At 69.5% G+C, this 17854-nt stretch carries 16 protein-coding genes and 1 pseudogene; 7 read left to right on the plus strand and 10 right to left on the minus strand.

What is annotated here, in order from left to right; translation table 11 throughout:
• Nucleotides 1-934: 934 nt before the first annotated feature.
• Together ACIBBB_RS15745 and ACIBBB_RS15750 are read left to right on the plus strand one after the other, a co-directional pair.
• The gene (locus tag ACIBBB_RS15745; protein ID WP_398982160.1) at nucleotides 935-1837 is read left to right on the plus strand and encodes a phosphotransferase family protein; all 903 of its coding nucleotides are present in this window, start codon (nucleotides 935-937) and stop codon (nucleotides 1835-1837) included.
• Nucleotides 1816-2277, plus strand: coding sequence for a GNAT family N-acetyltransferase (locus ACIBBB_RS15750; RefSeq protein WP_398982162.1), 462 nt, complete (start codon nucleotides 1816-1818; stop codon nucleotides 2275-2277). The genes ACIBBB_RS15745 and ACIBBB_RS15750 overlap by 22 nt, the downstream gene beginning before the upstream one ends.
• Before the next feature lie 17 nt (nucleotides 2278-2294).
• Here ACIBBB_RS15750 and ACIBBB_RS15755 read toward each other — a convergent pair whose 3' ends face one another.
• The 4 genes from ACIBBB_RS15755 to ACIBBB_RS15770 all read right to left on the minus strand — a co-directional run bounded on the left by ACIBBB_RS15755 (nucleotide 2295) and on the right by ACIBBB_RS15770 (nucleotide 7271).
• Complete coding sequence (locus ACIBBB_RS15755; RefSeq protein ID WP_398982164.1) at nucleotides 2295-4844, minus strand: ATP-binding protein; 2550 nt, start codon at nucleotides 4842-4844, stop codon at nucleotides 2295-2297.
• Between the two features lie 267 nt (nucleotides 4845-5111).
• The gene (locus ACIBBB_RS15760) at nucleotides 5112-5435 is read right to left on the minus strand and encodes an STAS domain-containing protein (RefSeq protein WP_189105430.1); all 324 of its coding nucleotides are present in this window, start codon (nucleotides 5433-5435) and stop codon (nucleotides 5112-5114) included.
• A gap of 182 nt (nucleotides 5436-5617) precedes the next feature.
• Nucleotides 5618-6466 (minus strand): 3-hydroxyacyl-CoA dehydrogenase family protein, encoded by an 849-nt coding sequence (locus tag ACIBBB_RS15765; protein WP_398982166.1) that lies wholly within the window; start codon nucleotides 6464-6466, stop codon nucleotides 5618-5620.
• Between the two features lie 166 nt (nucleotides 6467-6632).
• The gene (locus ACIBBB_RS15770) at nucleotides 6633-7271 is read right to left on the minus strand and encodes a TetR/AcrR family transcriptional regulator (RefSeq protein WP_398982168.1); all 639 of its coding nucleotides are present in this window, start codon (nucleotides 7269-7271) and stop codon (nucleotides 6633-6635) included.
• A 114-nt stretch (nucleotides 7272-7385) separates the two neighbouring features.
• On the opposite strand from ACIBBB_RS15770, the gene ACIBBB_RS15775 reads away from it, so the two are divergent.
• From ACIBBB_RS15775 to ACIBBB_RS15785, 3 genes are read left to right on the plus strand one after another with little or no spacing between them, the layout of a single operon-like run.
• On the plus strand, nucleotides 7386-8168 hold the full coding sequence (locus ACIBBB_RS15775) for an ABC transporter ATP-binding protein (protein ID WP_398982170.1): 783 nt from the start codon (nucleotides 7386-7388) through the stop codon (nucleotides 8166-8168).
• A 12-nt stretch (nucleotides 8169-8180) separates the two neighbouring features.
• Nucleotides 8181-8948, plus strand: a complete 768-nt coding sequence (locus ACIBBB_RS15780) for an ABC transporter permease (protein ID WP_398982172.1) — start codon at nucleotides 8181-8183, stop codon at nucleotides 8946-8948.
• 44 nt (nucleotides 8949-8992) lie between these two features.
• Nucleotides 8993-9565 (plus strand): cob(I)yrinic acid a,c-diamide adenosyltransferase, encoded by a 573-nt coding sequence (locus ACIBBB_RS15785; RefSeq protein WP_398982174.1) that lies wholly within the window; start codon nucleotides 8993-8995, stop codon nucleotides 9563-9565.
• Here the strand turns inward: ACIBBB_RS15785 and ACIBBB_RS15790 are convergent.
• Nucleotides 9562-9882, minus strand: a pseudogene (locus ACIBBB_RS15790) (hypothetical protein); the annotation flags it as partial. The gene ACIBBB_RS15785 and the pseudogene ACIBBB_RS15790 overlap by 4 nt on opposite strands.
• Before the next feature lie 32 nt (nucleotides 9883-9914).
• Between ACIBBB_RS15790 and ACIBBB_RS15795 the strand changes: the two are divergent.
• Together ACIBBB_RS15795 and ACIBBB_RS15800 are read left to right on the plus strand one after the other, a co-directional pair.
• Nucleotides 9915-10565, plus strand: coding sequence for a response regulator (locus tag ACIBBB_RS15795; RefSeq protein WP_398982176.1), 651 nt, complete (start codon nucleotides 9915-9917; stop codon nucleotides 10563-10565).
• 192 nt (nucleotides 10566-10757) lie between these two features.
• Nucleotides 10758-12620, plus strand: a complete 1863-nt coding sequence (locus ACIBBB_RS15800) for a glycosyl hydrolase family 18 protein (protein WP_398982178.1) — start codon at nucleotides 10758-10760, stop codon at nucleotides 12618-12620.
• Nucleotides 12621-12723: 103 nt separating this feature from the next.
• On the opposite strand, the gene ACIBBB_RS15805 is transcribed toward ACIBBB_RS15800, so the two are convergent.
• From ACIBBB_RS15805 to atpA, 5 genes are all read right to left on the minus strand, one after another.
• Complete coding sequence (locus ACIBBB_RS15805; protein ID WP_189105438.1) at nucleotides 12724-13170, minus strand: DUF2550 domain-containing protein; 447 nt, start codon at nucleotides 13168-13170, stop codon at nucleotides 12724-12726.
• 133 nt (nucleotides 13171-13303) lie between these two features.
• Complete coding sequence (locus ACIBBB_RS15810; protein ID WP_189105439.1) at nucleotides 13304-13678, minus strand: F0F1 ATP synthase subunit epsilon; 375 nt, start codon at nucleotides 13676-13678, stop codon at nucleotides 13304-13306.
• Between the two features lie 127 nt (nucleotides 13679-13805).
• Entirely contained in the window at nucleotides 13806-15260 is a 1455-nt protein-coding gene (gene atpD / locus ACIBBB_RS15815; protein WP_398982181.1) for a F0F1 ATP synthase subunit beta, read from the minus strand.
• Nucleotides 15260-16195 (minus strand): F0F1 ATP synthase subunit gamma, encoded by a 936-nt coding sequence (locus ACIBBB_RS15820; RefSeq protein ID WP_398982183.1) that lies wholly within the window; start codon nucleotides 16193-16195, stop codon nucleotides 15260-15262. Before ACIBBB_RS15820 ends, atpD begins: the two co-directional genes overlap by 1 nt.
• A 20-nt stretch (nucleotides 16196-16215) precedes the next feature.
• Complete coding sequence (gene atpA, locus ACIBBB_RS15825; RefSeq protein WP_398982185.1) at nucleotides 16216-17814, minus strand: F0F1 ATP synthase subunit alpha; 1599 nt, start codon at nucleotides 17812-17814, stop codon at nucleotides 16216-16218.
• Nucleotides 17815-17854: the final 40 nt, after the last annotated feature.

Consider the following 17854-nt stretch of genomic DNA (forward strand, 5'->3'; position numbering starts at 1 on the left):
CGGCGCACCGTACCGCGTACCAAGGGGACCCTGCCGCTCATTTCCCCAGGCGGATCCGCCCGTCACCGGTCGCATCCTGGGCCGCCTTGGACACCAAGTGATCAAACCGGATAATTCAGGAGAACGACGCGAGCGTGGCGGCGGAGCGCCCCAATGGTCCCCAGGATCCAGTCCCGACCAACCGCCTTCAGGCCAAGATCAGTTGCGGGACACCCCTTGGCCAAGAGGCGCTTACCGGTGGGCCGCGATGGCTGGTTGGTGCGGCGCCCATCGTCGCTGAGGTCGAAGCGAGTGAAGCGGGCATCATTCACCGGCTCCGCGTCCACCACGGTGGGGCTTAGGTCGAGCGTTTCTCGACGCGGGGTTGGTATCCAGAACGCTGACGCTTTTGCCGCGAGCCTGCACACTTCTACGCAGGCGCTCGGCAGCAGCGGAGCTGTGCGCTTGCGATGGACGCTCTCACCAACGTGCGGGAGCGGCCACCGCACGCGGATGAGCGAGCAAAGCCCATCGAACCCAGCTTTCTCGGCGTGCTCCGCCTGGCGGTGCAGAGTGCGGCCGGCCGCGGTCGAAGACGCGCCGAACCACGGCCGTGATCTCTGCCGCTTGGCGGTTGTGGCACCGACACGGGCAGTGCGACTTGAGTCAGCTTCGTCTCCGAACGCTCTCCTCACCTTCATCTACCGCCGTATGCGCCCCGGCTGAGGTCGGGTCGGGCGTTTCTCAAACCCTTCATGGTACGCCGATGGTCGCGGCCTCCAACGCGCGGGCAGACGCGGACTGGTTGCCGGTGATCCAGTGCCGGTGCCGACTGCGGACGCGAAGGACACAATCAAGGCAACGAGCCGGAGGCTCGTTAGCGGGGCATCGAGGACGACGAACTGCGGCTGTTCTCAGGGGCATCGGCGTGCGGGCCGCCGCGTAGGGTCCCGGTATGGGAAGCCGGAATCGTGATCGTGTCGAGGACGTCCGGGGTGTCGTGGCCGCCGGCATGCCCGGCTATCGGGTCGACAGCGTGGTCTTCCTCGGTGAGGGGGAGGACAACAGCGTCCACGAGGTCAACGGCGAGCTCATCGTGCGGTTCAGCAAGGAGCCCGATCCGCGGAGCCGGGCCGCGAAGGTGAGCGGTGAGGCCCGGCTGCTCGCCGCCGTGGCCGGTGTCTCGCCGGTGCCCGTACCCGAGCCCGCGTTCACCGTTGCCGAGCAGGGGTGTCTGGGCTACTTCAAACTTCCCGGTCTGGCGCTGATCGACGTGCCTCTGCCGCACCGATCGGCCCAGGGCACCTCGGTCGCCGCTGTGCTCGGCGAGTTGCTCGGCGGGCTCCACGGCGTACCGGTCGACTCGGTGGCCGAGTTGGTGACGCCCGACGACCAGCCGAAGGCGCTGTGGCTGGACGAGGCGAGGGAGACCTACGCCGCCGTCGCCGAGAGAGTGCCGGAGGCGCATCGCGCGGCGCTGCGGGCGTTCCTGGACGCGCCGCCGCCGGCTGACGGACATCCGCTGGTGTTCTCCCACAACGACCTGGGGATCGAACACGTTCTCATCGACCCGGACACCTGGGAAGTGACCGGTGTCATCGACTGGAGTGACGCCGCGATCGTCGATCCGGCGTACGACTTCGGGCTCATCCTCCGGGATCTCGGCCCCGACGCCCTTCACCGGGCCCTGCGCGGCTACCCGGCCGGCGCCCACGAGGTCGAGGCGATCGGCGAGCGTGCGGCCTTCTATGCCAGGTGCGCCGTCCTGGAGGACATGGCCTACGGCATCGAGACCGGTCGTCACATCTACCTCGACAAAAGCCTCGCCGCGTTGCGATGGCTCTGCCCGACGCGATGAGCGCGCGTGGGGCGGACGGCGCGTTCGGTGTGCGCGCCGCGAGGGAGACGGACGCGGAGGCGTTGACCGAGGTCGACGTGGTCGCGCGCGGAGGGGACGAGGGGCGGCGGGCGAGTATCCGCCGATGGTGCCGGGAAGGGGTGGCGATCGTCGCCGACGACGCTTCCGGGCTGCTCGGCTACTGCGTCGTTGAATACACGTTCTTCGAGCAGGGCTTCGTGACCATGCTGATGGTGGCACCGGCCGCCCGGGGCAAGGGTGTTGGGCGTCGGTTGCTCGACCACGCGGCCGCCTCGTGTGCGAGCCCGAAGCTGTTCACCTCGACCAATGTCTCCAACCAGCCCATGCAGCGGCTGCTCCAACGGGCGGGATGGAGCCCGGTCGGCCTTGTCCACGGTCTCGACGAGGGCGACCCCGAGCTGTTCTACCTCTGCCCATGAGCTCGGGGCCCGCCCCGTCAGATCACCGACGGTGTGGTGTCCGGGGTGTCCGACGGGGACACGGATGCCGGTTCGGCCGGGATGCCCACCGTCGCCGACTCAGGGGGCTCCGGGGTCTCCGCCGGGGTCGATGACGGCGGGGGCGATGTCGGGGTGGACGGCGAGGGCGATGTCGGGGAAGAGGGCGGAGGCGAGGTCGGCTTCGTCGGGGACGGGCTGGTTCTCGTCGGGTCCGGGTCCGAGGGGCCCGGGTCGTCGTCCGGCCTGGAGGGGCCGTCCGACGGGGTGTTGCCCGGGTCGGTGGACTCGGAGCCGCCGCTGGTGCCGGGCGTCGGCGCGTCCGACCCATTGTTGACGGGGACCCCGCCCGGCTTGGCCGGCTTCTTCGTGCTCGCGTCGGTCGGCGTCTCGCTGTCGTATCCGGCGGTGCCGTCGCCGTCGTCCGTCGAGTGGTCCGTCTGGACCCGGTCCGTGGGCGAGGTGTCGTTGCCCGACGCCCCGAGTGTCACGACCGTGCCCAGTACGGCGGCGAGCACAGCGCCCGCGCCCGCGGCGACCAGGTTGCGGCGCGCGCCGCCCAGCACCGGACGGCGCCGGCGCGCGGACGACGCGACCGTGGGGGACCCCGCCGCCGGAGTGTCGTCGCGACGGGTCACCAGCGTCATCCGGTCGTCCGGCGACGGCGCGTTGGCCACGGGCACGACCATCGACACCCCGCGCGGCGGCGACACCGGCAGTTCGTCGTCGGCCCGGTGGTAGGGGACGACCGCCGTGTTCCCGTTCTCGCGGTCGCTGACCAGGGCCAGCGCCCTGCGGCCGGACACCGTGCCCCGCTTGTCCGCCACCGCCCCGCGCATGCCGATCGAGGTCTCCAGCTCGGCGCGGGCCCGGTCCAGGCTGCCGACGCAGAGCGCGAGAATCCCCAACTCGTGGTGGAAGTAAGCCTCTTCGGCGACCTCTCCGGCGATTCTCGCCGCCTCCTGGCCGATCCGCAGCGCGCGCTCCCAGGCGCCCCAGTGCAGTCCCGCCATGAACGCGGGCGCCGCTCCCCTGGCCAGCAGGACGGCGGCGCTCGCGTGCCCCGCCTCGCCGCTGGACACCAGCGGCGTCATCGCCGCGAGCAGCGCGTCCGCCTCGGCCGAGGCCCGGCGCGGGGTGACCGACGGATGGCCGGCCCACCAGGTGAAGTGCTGGACGGCGACGTGCGCGCGGGACGTGGCCTCGTCGCCGTACCCCTGCGCCTGAAGTTGGGTGAGCGCTCCGGCGGCGAGCCGGTAGCGCGTGCCGACGGGTGAGAGCAGACCGGCGCTCATCAGTTCGCCGATGGCGGCGTCGGCGTGGGTGTCGCCCACCAGGGCCGGCAGATGGGCCTGGTGCGGGACCTCGCCGCCGAGCGCGACGGCGAACCGCAACGTCTCACGCGCCGTCTCGGAGAGCCGGGAAGCGAGCAGCACGGCCGGTGCGGCCCCCTCGCCCAGGGTCGGCAGCGGTATGTCGTACCCGTCGGCGGTGAGCCCGCCGTCCGCGAACAGGTCGTCCTGGCCCTGCCCTTGGCCGTACGGGGAGTCCGCCAGCTCATGGACGAACACCCCGTCCGCCTCGTACGCCTCGGAGTCTGCGCGCAGCCTGTCGCGTCCGCGCAGCAGCGCGGCGGCCTGGACGAAGCGCTGCGGCAGTCCCTCGGACTCGAACCAGAGGTCGCCGGCCCAGTTCGCCTCCTCGTCGGTCAGCGGGCGCCCGGTGGCGCGCTCCAGCAGATCGAGCGAGGCGCCGCGGCCGAGGCCGCCGAGCAGAACCTCTTCGAGGCGCGAGCGTGGGATGGGGGCGTCCACGTCCGGCGTGACCGCGAGGAGGAAGGCGCATTCGGGTGCGGCTTCCAGGAGTTCGTCCAGCGGCTCACCGCCGAATTCGAGGTCGTCGACGACGACGATCGCGCCGATGCCGCGGACCAGGCCCAACAGGCCCGCGCGGTCCGGGCGGTGCAGCACGGACCGGTAGACCGCCGCGTACAGCTCGTACAGCAGCTCGGTGATGGTGCGGTGGTGGCCGGAGAGCCGTACGACCCCGTCCGGCGCGAGGTCCTCGCAGTCGGCGGCGACGGCTTCGACGAGTGCGGTGCGGCCGGAGCCGGCCGACCCGGTGAGCCGTACGGAGTGGCCGCGTCCGAGCAGCGCCACGAGTTGTTCGCGGTCCTCCTGACGCTCCAGCAGCGGGAGCGGGGGCGCGCCGGGGCCGGGCGGTATCGGCGGACGCCCCGCGCGGCGCTGCTCGGCGCGCTCGTCGGCGTCGAGCCTGACGGGGGCGGGCGGCTGCGATCCCGGCGGGCACGGCTCGATCTCGCTGCCGTCGACCGGGTTGACGGTGATCAGGAAGTCGCCCGAGATCAGCTCGACGGTGCGCGCGGGCGTCGGGTGCGTCAGCCACGGGCTCGGCCGGTCGGCGGCTTCGGCGGACCTGTCCTCGGCGCGCCCGGCGCCGGTGGGGCCAGTACCGCCGGGACCGGTGCCCGTGGGATCTGCACCCGCGGGACCTGGGTCCGTCGGGTGGGTCGGGTCGGTCGGGTTCATCGTCAAAGCCCCCCAGATCGTGGCGTGCGGTTGCCCTCCCGGCCTCACACACCCCGTTGTCACTTCTGGTCCGGTGCCCGCCGTGTGGGTCGGCCGACGGCCGAAACCCTAAACCTCCGCACAGTATCCAGGAACAGCCGGGGTGCCGCCTCGTCCGAGACGTCACGGTCTCGTGAGGATTGTGCGTGGCTCCGCGGACGGTGCGTGGTACGGCGGACGGTGCGCGGCTCCGCGGACGGTGCCGGAGGGTCGGTCGGTTCGGAACGGTCAGACGCGCGGAAGCGATTCTGCTGCGATGCCGCCCTCGATGGCGAGGATGCGGTGCAGCCGGGTGGCCACCAGCAGGCGCTGCATCTGGGCGGGCACACCGCGCAGTACGAGTCGGCGACCGCAGCGGCCGGCCCGCCGGTGCGCGCCCATGATGACGCCGAGGCCCGTGGCGTCCCAGGAATCGAGTCCGGTCAGATCGAGCACCAGGTCGCCGGCTCCGTCGTCGACGGCCGTGTGCAGGACCGTACGGGCGTCCGCCGCGCTGCGGACGTCGAGGCGGCCCTCGACGACCAGCTCGGCGTGGTCGCCCCTGATGTACATATGCGCTCCCCGAATGCTTATGTGCTCCGCGTCGGTCTTCTCTGTGTTCGTGCAATGTCTTTGTGCAACAACTGACAGCCGCGCGGCCGAGGAAGTTGCCGTCCGTGAGCGAACTGATACCGAATTCACCCGGTGGAGTGAGGGCGGAACGGTCGATGTGGCCCAGCGCCCACCGAACGCGGTCAGTGCTTGTAGAAGCCCTGCCCGCTCTTGCGCCCTATGTCACCCGCGTCCACCATCCGGCGCATCAGCTCGGGCGCCGCGAACTTCTCGTCCTGCGACTCGGTGTAGATGTTGTCCGCGGCGTGCAGCAGGATGTCGATGCCCGTGAGGTCGGCGGTGGCGAGCGGCCCCATGGCGTGGCCGAAGCCGAGCTTGCACGCGATGTCGATGTCCTCGGCCGTCGCGACGCCCGACTCCTGGAGCTTGACGGCCTCGACGACGAGGGCGGTGATCAGACGGGTGGTGACGAAGCCCGCGACGTCACGGTTGACGACGATGCAGGTCTTGCCGACCGATTCGGCGAACTCCCGTGTGGTGGCGAGGGTTTCGTCGCTGGTCTTGTAGCCGCGTACCAGCTCGCAGAGATTCATCATCGGTACGGGCGAGAAGAAGTGCGCGCCCACGACCCGTTCGGGGCGCCGCGTCGCCGCGGCGATCCTGGTGATCGGGATGGCCGAGGTGTTGGAGGCGAGGACGGTGTCGTCACGTACGAGCTTGTCGAGCGTCCGGAAGATCTCGTGCTTGATGTCGAGCTTCTCGAAGACGGCCTCGACGACGATGTCGGCGTCGCCCGCGGCGTCCAGGTCGGTGGTCGTGGTGATCCGGGCGAGCGCGGCGTCCGCGTCCGCCTCCTCAAGCTTGCCTTTGGTGACGAACTTGGCGTACGAGGCGCGGATCGCGTCCTTGCCACGGGTCAGGGCCTCGTCGGTCACATCTCGCAGCACGACGTCCCAGCCGGCCTGGGCCGAGACCTGCGCGATTCCGGACCCCATGAGTCCGGCACCGATGACGGCGAGCTTCCTGGCCACGACGTACCCCTTGATTTCCGCTGCGGACCCACGCGCGGCTTAACACGCGCTTTACATTTCTCTCTGCCGGAGGTTATCGGTCGTGAGCTGCGCTGTGGTGATGAAGAGATGCGCGTCACGTCTCACATGACGGACATCACATCCGCGGGCGTGGTGGCAGGGCTCATCACCCTTGCCGTACCGCGTACTTGAGCACCTTTTCGCCCAGCACTTCCTCGATGTCGTCGAGCAGTGCGAGGGCTTCGCGCGAGGTCTCCTCAAGGTTCCGGCCTTCGAGCATCCTGCGGGCGACGAACGCCATGAGCGTGCCGTGCGCCCAGGCGAGCTGACCGGCCACCAGGGTGGGCAGGGTGTCGGCGGCGGCGGCGCCGGTCTCCTCGCGGAGCGTCTTCTCCAGGTTGTCCAGAACCTCCTGCTGGATGGAGAGAAGCCGGGACTGGAGTGAGGGCGATTCCCGGACGACCTTCATGAAACGGTCGTAGCCGCTGTCCAGTCCGATGGTGGGTGAGACGGTCTCGGTCAGTTCCCGCAGCTCGCGCAGGACGGCGTCGGCCGCCGACTCGCCGGCGTCACGCGCGCGTACGAACCGGGAGAGGCGGTCGACGATGCCACGGCTGCGGTCGAGGAAGAGGTCTTCCTTCGTCGAGAAGTAGTTGTAGACCGTGTTGACGGAGACGTCCGAGGCCTCGGCGACCTGGGCGACGGTCACCGCGTCGAAGCCGCGCTCGACGAACAGATGCGTGGCGACGTCGGAGATGTACTGCCTGGTCTGGCGCTTCTTGCGCTCCCTGAGCCCTTCGGACATGCCACTCACTGTAGAACGCGGCGCACACCCGTCCGCCGCCCCGTCGGGGCCCTCGCAGGAGCCTGCATTTTTGGAGTCGTTGCAAAATTTAAGTGACTCTGTTTTTCTGGGGCCATGGCAATCATCAGTACGGCCGGGCTCGCCCGGTCCTTCTCCACGAGGCAGGGCACCGTCGAGGCGGTGCGCGGCATCGACCTGACCGTGCGGGCCGGAGAGATCCTCGGCTTCCTCGGTCCCAACGGGGCGGGCAAGACCACCACACTGCGGATGCTCACGACACTGCTGGCGCCCACCGGCGGCGCGGCGACGGTCGCCGGGTTCGACCTCGCCCGGGAGCCCGCGCGGGTGCGGCGCAGGATCGGTTACGTGGCGCAGGCCGGCGGCGTCGACCCGCACATCTCCGTACGCGAGGAACTGGTCACCCAGGCGCGGCTGTACCGGCTGACGAAGGCCGAAGCCGTCCTCCGCGCCGAGGAGTTGGCGCACGACCTGGACCTGTCCGAGCTGCTCGACCGCAAGTGCGCGGCGCTCTCCGGCGGCCAGCGCCGGCGCCTGGACATCGCGATGGGGCTGACCCACCGCCCCGAGGTGCTGTTCCTGGACGAGCCGACCACCGGCCTCGATCCGGGCAGCAGGGCCGGTCTGTGGGACCTGGTCCGCCGGATCCGCGAGGAGCACGGCACGACCGTCCTCCTCACCACCCACTACCTGGACGAGGCCGACGAACTCTCCGACCGGCTGGTCGTCGTCGACCGGGGCGTGGTGGCGGCCGAGGGCACACCCGTCGAGCTGAAGAGGAAGTACGGCGGCTCCCCCGACGCCTCGCTCCAGGACACCTTCCTCGCGATCACCGGGCGCGTTCCCGCGCCGGACGACGCCATTCCCGTAGCCGTCTAGGAGGCTCCCGTCGTGTCCCCTCTCTCCTCTTCCCTGGTCTCGGACACCGCGCTGGTCTTCGGGCGGTACGCCCGTCAGACCCTGCGCTCCAAGTTCCAGATCCTCTTCGGCGTCCTGATGCCGCTGCTGTTCCTGTTCTTCTTCGGACCCCTGCTGACCGATCTCCCCCTCGGCGGGAAGACGGACTCCTGGCAGATCCTGGTCCCCGGGCTGCTGCTCCAACTCGCCCTGCTCGGCGCCTCGTTCGCGGGCTTCGCGATCCTCGTCGAGAAGCAGACCGGGGTCCTCGAACGGATGCGGGTGACGCCGGTGAGCCGGCTGGCCCTGCTCCTGGGGAGGGTGCTGCGCGACGCGGCGCTCTTCGTCTTCCAGTCCGTGCTGCTGGTCCTCGCCGCGGTGGCGATGGGGCTGCGGGCGCCGCTGGGCGGGATCCTCATCGGGTTCGTCTTCGTCGCCGTCCTGGCAGCGGCGCTGGCCTCGCTCTCCTACGCGCTGGCGATGAACGTCCCGACGCCGCAGGAGTTCGGTCCCGTCATCAACGCGCTGACGATGCCGGTGATGCTGCTGTCCGGACTGGTGCTGCCGATGACGCTGGCCCCGGGCTGGCTGGACGTGCTGTCGCACATCGTGCCGCTGCGGTATCTGGTGGACGCGGTACGGGCGGGTTACGTGGGCGACTACGCGAGCACCGCGATGCTGTACGGCGTCCTGGTGGCGGCGGCCCTCGCACTGGTGTCGACGACGGTCGGCACCCGGGTGTTCCGCAGGGCCGGCGCCTGACCGCGCCGCCCACCAGGGACCCGCGCGGCGCCTAGGCTGGGGCCATGGTCAATCTGACGCGTATCTACACCCGTACCGGCGACAAGGGGACCACGGCGCTCGGCGACATGAGCCGTACCGCCAAGACCGATCCGCGGATCGCCGCCTACGCCGACGCCAACGAGGCGAACGCCGTCATCGGTACGGCGATCGCGCTGGGGCAGCTCAGGGACGACGTCGTGAAGGTCCTCGTCCGGGTCCAGAACGACCTCTTCGACGTCGGCGCCGACCTCTCCACGCCGGTCGTGGAGGCACCCGAGTACCCGCCGCTGCGGGTCGAGCAGTCGTACATCGACAAGCTGGAGTCGGACTGCGACCTCTTCCTGGAGGAGGTCGAGAAGCTGCGGAGCTTCATCCTGCCGGGCGGTACGGCGGGGGCGGCGCTGCTGCACCAGGCGTGCACCGTCGTACGGCGCGCGGAGCGCTCGACGTGGGCGGCGTTCGAGACGCACGGGGAGATCATGAACCCGCTGACGGCGACGTATCTCAACCGGCTCTCCGACCTCCTGTTCATCCTGGCCAGGGTGGCCAACAAGGAGGTCGGAGACGTGCTGTGGGTGCCGGGCGGCGAGCGCTAGCGCCCGGTGTCGCTGGAGGACCTCAGCGGCTCCACCGGGGTGGCGGCACCCGGGCCCTTCTTCGGGAAGAGCGTGTAGCTGGTGGCCCACACCAGATTGACGCCGATCAGGAAGAGCATCTTCTGCTGCCACATCCGGAGCGAGCCGATCTCCCCGTCCGAGCCGACGTACCAGACCGCGGCCTGGAGCAGGACGACGGCGACGGCCGACGCCACGACCCAGCGGGCCGCGGTCTTCCACTCGTGGACCGCGCGGGCCTTGCCGTACTTCGGCGGCCGCACCGGCGGCGGGCCGCCCGCGAAGCGGTGGTACGGGCGGAACTGCCCGTCGACGAGAGGGGCAGCACTTCATGACCATCCGGGTTCTGGTGGCCGAGGACCAGTCCGCGGTACGCGCGGGGCTCGTGCTGATCCTGCGCAGCTCGCCGGAGATCGAGGTCGTCGGCGAGGCGGGGGACGGCGAGGAGGCCGTCCGGCTGGCCCGTGAACTCCGCCCGGACCTGGTGCTGATGGATGTGCAGATGCCCCGGCTGGACGGGGTGTCGGCGACCCGGCAGGTGGTCGGCGAGAAGCTGGCCGACGTGCTCGTACTGACGACGTTCGACCTCGACGAGTACGTCTTCGGCGCGCCGCGCGCCGGGGCGTCCGGGTTTCTGCTGAAGAACACCGAGGCGAACGCCCTGATCGACGCGGTGCGGACGGTGGCGGGCGGCGAGGGGCTGATCGCGCCCGCCGTGACGCGCCGGCTGATCGCGGAGTTCGCCTCGCCCAGGGCCGTACCGTCGCCGGACGCGCCGGATCCGTCGGTGCTGGACGTGCTCACCCGGCGCGAGCGCGAGGTGCTGTCGAGTCTGGGCGGCGGGCTGTCGAACGCGGAGATCGCGGTACGGCTCTCCATGGCGGAGACGACGGTCAAGACGCATGTGAGCAGGCTGCTGGGCAAGTTGGAGCTGCGCAGCCGGGTGCAAGCGGCCGTGCTGGCACAAGAGTTGGGGATCTGAACAGACCCCGGGCGGGGGACGTATCAGGCGGCATACCGACCAGTCACATCTTTGGTCTGGACCTATTGACGATTGGTCCAGACCTCCTTACTCTCACGCCACTGACTAGTGCGCGAACCGTCGCAGAAGTCGGGTCTCACGGACCACCCGGACCATCCCCGAACTGCTCTGAACTCACTCGAGGAGTACCCCTTGAGCACGAAGACGTCCGTCCGAAGAACCAGATTCAGATCCAGATCCGTCGCGGCGCTGACCGCACTGCTCCTCCCCCTCGCCGCCATGGTCGGCCTGGCCTCCCCCGCCGAGGCCGCCACATCGGCCACCGCCACGTACACCAAGAAGTCCGACTGGGGCACCGGCTTCGAAGGCTCGTGGACGGTGAAGAACACCGGCACCACGACCCTCACCTCCTGGACCGTCGAGTGGGACTTCCCCGCCGGCACCGGCGTCGGCACCGCCTGGGACGCCACGGTCACCAAGAGCGGCACCAACCACTGGACGGCCAAGAACGTCGGCTGGAACGGCACCCTCAACCCGGGCGCCTCCGTCACCTTCGGCTTCAACGGCACCGGCTCGGGCTCCGGCTCCCCGGCCAACTGCAAGCTCAACGGCCTGTCCTGCGACGGCGGCAGCGTCCCCGGCGACGCGGCCCCCACCGCCCCGGGCACGCCCACCGCGAGCGAGATCACGAACACGTCGGCGAAGCTCAGCTGGAGCGCCGCCACCGACGACAAGGGCGTCAAGAACTACGACGTCCTGCGGGACGGAACGAAGATCGCCACGGTCACCGGTACGACCTACACGAACACCGGCCTGACCGCGGGCACCAGCTACTCGTACAGCGTCCAGGCCCGTGACACGGCCGACCAGACCGGACCGGTCAGCGCCCCGGTCGCCGTCAGGACCACCGGCGGCGGCACGGACCCGGGCACCCCGCCCGGCGACCAGGTCAAGCTCGGCTACTTCACCGAGTGGGGCGTCTACGACCGCAACTACCACGTCAAGAACGTGGTGACGTCCGGCAGCGCCTCGAAGATCACCCACATCAACTACTCGTTCGGCAACGTCCAGGGCGGCAAGTGCACCATCGGTGACAGCTACGCCGCCTACGACAAGGCGTACACCGCCGACCAGTCCGTCGACGGCGTCGCCGACACGTGGGACCAGCCGCTGCGCGGCAACTTCAACCAGCTGCGCAAGCTCAAGGCCGCCAACCCGAACATCAAGGTCCTCTGGTCCTTCGGCGGCTGGACCTGGTCCGGCGGCTTCGGTGACGCGGTGAAGAACCCGGCCGCCTTCGCGCAGTCCTGCTACGACCTGGTCGAGGACCCGCGCTGGGCCGATGTCTTCGACGGCATCGACCTGGACTGGGAGTACCCGAACGCCTGCGGTCTGAGCTGTGACACCAGCGGCCCCGCGGCGATGAAGAACATGATGCAGGCCATGCGTGCCAAGTTCGGTGCCGGCTACCTGGTCACCGCGGCCGTCACCGCCGACGCCTCCAGCGGCGGCAAGATCGACGCCACCGACTACGCCGGCGCCTCGCAGTACATGAACTGGCTCAACGTCATGACGTACGACTTCTTCGGCGCCTTCGCCGCGCAGGGCCCCACGGCCCCGCACTCCCCGCTCACCTCGTACCCGGGCATCCCGCAGGCCGGCTTCAACTCGGCCGACGCGATCGCCAAGTACAAGGCGCAGGGCGTCCCGGCCAAGAAGCTGCTCCTCGGCATCGGCTTCTACGGGCGCGGCTGGACCGGCGTCACGCAGGCCGCTCCGGGCGGTACGGCGACGGGCGCCGCGCCCGGCACGTACGAGGCGGGCATCGAGGACTACAAGGTCCTCAAGAACACCTGCCCGGCCACCGGCACCGTGGGCGGCACCGCGTACGCGAAGTGCGGCAGCAACTGGTGGAGCTACGACACCCCGGCGACGATCGCCTCGAAGATGACCTGGGCGAAGAACCAGGGCCTCGGCGGAGCGTTCTTCTGGGACTTCACCGGTGACACCGCGAACGGCGAACTGATCACCGCGATCAGCAACGGTCTGAAGTAACACTCCGCTCGCACGGCGAGGGGGACGGTGCCCACCGGCACCGTCCCCCTCGTCGTTGTCCGTCCCCGCCCGAAGGCTCGGGACGGCTCAGGGTCTCGAAAGCTCAGGCCACGTTCACCCGCTGGCCGGGCGGCGCCGCCTCCAGCCAGGCGAGGAAGCCGGTCAGCGCGTCCTCGCTCATCGCCAGCTCCAGGCGAGTCCCGTTGTGGACACAGCCGAGCACGACGGAGTCGGAGAGCAGCGCCAGCTCCTCCTCGCCCTCGGGAGCACGCCGGGCGCGCACCTCGATGGCCGAGCGCTCAAGGCTGCGACGGGGCCTGGGCGCGTACGAGAAGACGCGGAACCAGTTGATCCGGTCGCCGCTGTAGCGGGCGACGCCGTACACCCAGCCCTTGCCGGTCGTGTCGGGCTCCTCCGCCACGTTCCAGCGCAGCGAACAGTCGAAGGTCCCGCCGGACCGCTGGATCAGCCGTCGGCGCAGCCCGAAGACGAAGAGCCCCACCGCAACCAGCACGACGACCAGTCCGCAGACAAGCAGAGCGAGGACCATCTGTACCGACCTCCTCGCCTATCGAGTAACCCGCACGAACGAACAGAAACAGCTTCCGCATCGCCTCAGCCGCGACACGGTCTGGATGACTCCAGAACGGGCCGCGGCTGAGGGTAATTCCAGAAGCGGTGCGTCAACGCACCGCCACAGCGCGAAGCCGGACATCGGCGCGCCGCTCGGCGGCGTCGTCGTCGTCGGACTTCGCACGCTCCAGCGCGCGCTCGGCACGCTGGGCGTCGATCTCGTCCGCCAGCTCGGCGATCTCCGCGAGCAGCGAAAGCTTGTTGTCGGCGAACGAGAGGAAGCCGCCGTGCACAGCGGCGACGACCGTTCCGCCGTCGGTCGTACGGATGGTCACGGGGCCCGACTCCAGCACACCGAGCAGCGGCTGGTGACCGGGCATGACGCCGATGTCGCCGGAGGTGGTGCGCGCGACGACCAGGGTGGCCTCGCCGGACCAGACACTGCGGTCCGCGGCGACCAGCTCGACGTGCAGCTCAGCAGCCAAGGGTGGCTCCTCGGGTCACCACCCGGCTTGGTCGCCGGGTGTCGGTCTAGATTCTATGGGGTTCACTATCGGCGGTTCGGCGGGGGGCGGTACGAGACCGTCCCCCGCCGTCGAGTCCGAGGGGGACTCAGGAGACGCCGAGCTCCTTGGCCTTCGCCTTCAGGTCGTCGATACCACCGCACATGAAGAACGCCTGCTCGGGGAAGTGGTCGTAATCCCCGTCGCAGATCGCGTTGAACGCGGAGACCGACTCGTCGAGCGGTACGTCGGATCCGTCCAGGCCGGTGAACTGCTTGGCGGCGTGGGTGTTCTGCGACAGGAACCGCTCGACGCGACGGGCACGGTGGACAACGAGCTTGTCCTCCTCGCCCAGTTCGTCGATACCGAGGATCGCGATGATGTCCTGGAGGTCCTTGTTCTTCTGCAGGATTCCCTTGACGCGGCTGGCCGTGTCGTAGTGGTCCTGCGAGACGTAACGCGGGTCCAGGATGCGGGACGTCGAGTCCAGCGGGTCGATCGCCGGGTAGATGCCCTTCTCCGAGATCGGACGCGACAGCACGGTCGTCGCGTCGAGGTGCGCGAAGGTCGTCGCCGGGGCCGGGTCGGTCAGGTCGTCCGCCGGCACGTAGATCGCCTGCATCGAGGTGATCGAGTGACCGCGGGTCGAGGTGATGCGCTCCTGGAGCACACCCATCTCGTCCGCCAGGGTCGGCTGGTAACCCACCGCGGACGGCATACGGCCGAGCAGCGTGGAGACCTCGGAACCGGCCTGGGTGAAGCGGAAGATGTTGTCGATGAAGAGCAGCACGTCCTGCTTCTGCACATCGCGGAAGTACTCCGCCATGGTCAGGGCGGACAGCGCGACCCGCAGACGGGTGCCCGGCGGCTCGTCCATCTGGCCGAAGACCAGCGCGGTCTTGTCCAGGACGCCCGACACGGTCATCTCGTCGATGAGGTCGTTGCCCTCACGGGTGCGCTCACCGACACCGGCGAACACGGAAACACCCTCGTGCAGCTTGGCCACACGCATGATCATTTCCTGAATGAGGACCGTCTTGCCGACGCCCGCACCACCGAACAGACCGATCTTGCCGCCCTTGACGTACGGGGTCAGCAGGTCGACACACTTCAGGCCGGTCTCGAACATCTCGGTCTTGGACTCGAGCTGGTCGAAGGCCGGGGCCTTGCGGTGGATCGGCCAGCGCTCGGTGATCTGAGCCTCGCCGTCCGGGTCGTTCAGGATCTGGCCGAGGGTGTTGAACACCTTGCCCTTGGTCACGTCACCGACGGGCACCGAGATGCCGGAGCCGGTGTCCGTCACCACGGCCTGGCGGACCAGACCGTCGGTCGGCTGCATCGAGATGGCGCGTACGACTCCGTCACCCAGGTGCTGGGCGACTTCGAGCGTCAGCGTCTTCTTCTTGCCGTCCTCGGCCGGGTCGGCCACCTCGACGTGCAGTGCGTTGTAGATCTCCGGCATCGCGTCGACGGGGAACTCCACGTCGACGACCGGGCCGATGACCCGGGATACGCGGCCCGTGGCCGTGCTTCCCGGGGTGGCCGCCTCAACTGTGGTCGTCATTACTTTTCACTCCCCGCGGTCGCGTCGGCCAGGGCACTGGAGCCACCGACGATCTCGCTGATTTCCTGGGTGATTTCGGCCTGGCGGGCCGCGTTGGCAAGCCGGGAGAGACTCTTGATGAGGTCCCCGGCGTTGTCGGTCGCCGACTTCATCGCGCGGCGGGTGGCCGCGTGCTTGGAGGCGGCGGCCTGGAGCAGCGCGTTGTAGATACGGCTTTCGACGTAGCGCGGCAGCAGGGCGTCGAGGACGTCCTCCGCCGACGGCTCGAAGTCGAACAGCGGAAGGATCTCGTCCTTCTTCGCCGAGTCTGCCTTGTCGTCGTCCCCGCCCGCCGTGTCGGCGAGGGAGAGGGGCAGCAGCCGGTTCTCCACCGGTGTCTGCGTCAGCATCGAGATGAACTCGGTGAAGACGATGTGGAGTTCGTCCACGCCGCCGTCCGCCGTGTCCTGCTGGACCGCCTCGATCAGCGGTCCGGCGACCTTCTTCGCGTCCGCGTAGGTCGGACTGTCGGTGAAGCCGGTCCACGAGTCCGTGATCGTGCGCTCACGGAAGCCGTAGTAGGCGACACCCTTACGGCCGACGATGTACGTGTCGACCTCCTTGCCCTCGCTCCTGAGCCGCTCGGTGAGCCGCTCCGCCGCCTTGATGGCGTTGGAGGAGTAGCCGCCCGCCAGTCCGCGGTCGCTCGTGATGAGCAGGACCGCGGCCCGTACGGGCGCCTCGACCTCCGTGGTCAGAGGGTGCTTGGTGTTGGATCCGGTCGCCACCGCCGTGACCGCGCGGGTGAGCTCGGTCGCGTACGGTGTCGAGGCCGTCACCCGGCGCTGCGCCTTGACGATCCGCGAGGCGGCGATCATCTCCATCGCTTTGGTGATCTTCTTGGTCGCGGTGACGGATTTGATGCGACGCTTGTAGACCCGGAGCTGGGCTCCCATGAGTCAGGTCCCTTCCGTCGTCACTTGGAGACGTTGACGCCGGCCGGGGCCTCGTCGCCCAGAAGCTTGCCGTCCGAGGTCTCGAACTGCTTCTTGAAGGCGGCGATGGCGTCACCGATGGACTCGACCGTGTCGTCCGACATCTTGCCGCCCTCGGCGATGCTGGTCAGCAGCTCCTTGCGCTCGCGGCGCAGGTGCTCCAGCAGCTCGCTCTCGAAGCGGCTGATGTCCTCGACCGGGACGTCGTCCATCCGTCCGGTGGTGCCGGCGTAGATGGAGACGACCTGCTCCTCGACCGGGTACGGCGCGTACTGCGGCTGCTTCAGCAGCTCGACGATGCGCTGACCACGCTGGAGCGACGCCTTCGACGCGGCGTCCAGGTCGGAACCGAAGGCGGCGAACGCCTCCAGCTCGCGGTACTGGGCGAGGTCCACGCGGAGACGGCCGGACACCTGGCGCATGGCCCGGTGCTGGGCGGAGCCGCCGACTCGGGAGACCGAGATACCGACGTTCAGCGCGGGCCGCTGGCCGGCGTTGAACAGGTCGGACTCCAGGAAGCACTGGCCGTCGGTGATGGAGATGACGTTGGTCGGAATGAACGCCGACACGTCGTTCGCCTTGGTCTCGACGATGGGCAGGCCCGTCATCGAACCGGCGCCCATGTCGTCGGAGAGCTTGGCGCACCGCTCCAGCAGACGCGAGTGCAGGTAGAAGACGTCGCCCGGGTATGCCTCGCGGCCCGGCGGACGGCGCAGCAGCAGCGAGACGGCGCGGTAGGCGTCGGCCTGCTTCGACAGGTCGTCGAAGATGATCAGGACGTGCTTGCCCTGGTACATCCAGTGCTGGCCGATGGCCGAGCCGGTGTACGGGGCCAGGTACTTGAAGCCCGCCGGGTCGGACGCCGGGGCGGCGACGATCGTCGTGTACTCAAGGGCGCCGGCCTCCTCCAGGGCACCGCGTACGGACGCGATGGTGGAGCCCTTCTGGCCGATGGCGACGTAGATGCAGCGAACCTGCTTGTTCACGTCGCCCGAGCGCCAGTTGTCGCGCTGGTTGATGATGGTGTCGACGGCCAGGGCGGTCTTGCCGGTCTGGCGGTCGCCGATGATCAGCTGACGCTGGCCACGGCCGATCGGCACCATCGAGTCGACGGCCTTGTAGCCGGTCTGCATCGGCTCGTGCACCGACTTACGGACCATGACGCCCGGAGCCTGGAGCTCCAGGGCGCGGCGGTCGTCGGTCGCGATCTCGCCGAGGCCGTCGATCGGGGCACCGAGCGGGTCGACGACACGGCCGAGGTAACCCTCGCCGACGCCGACCGAGAGCACCTCGCCGGTACGGGTGACCGGCTGACCCTCCTCGATACCGCTGAACTCACCGAGGACGACCGCGCCGATCTCGCGCTCCTCCAGGTTCAGGGCGAGACCGAGGGTCCCGTCCTCGAACCTCAGCAGTTCGTTCGCCATGGCCGAGGGCAGACCCTCGACCTTCGCGATGCCGTCACCGGCAACGCTGACCGTCCCGACCTCCTCGCGCGAGGCCGCGTCCGGCTTGTACGACTGGACAAAGTTCTCCAGCGCATCCCGGATCTCCTCCGGCCGGATCGTGAGCTCCGCCATCTGGATTCCCTGCTCTCCTTGTTGGGCCCGAAGTTCTATG

The sequence above is a fragment of the Streptomyces sp. NPDC051217 genome, from assembly GCF_044455465.1.
Classification (GTDB): domain Bacteria; phylum Actinomycetota; class Actinomycetes; order Streptomycetales; family Streptomycetaceae; genus Streptomyces.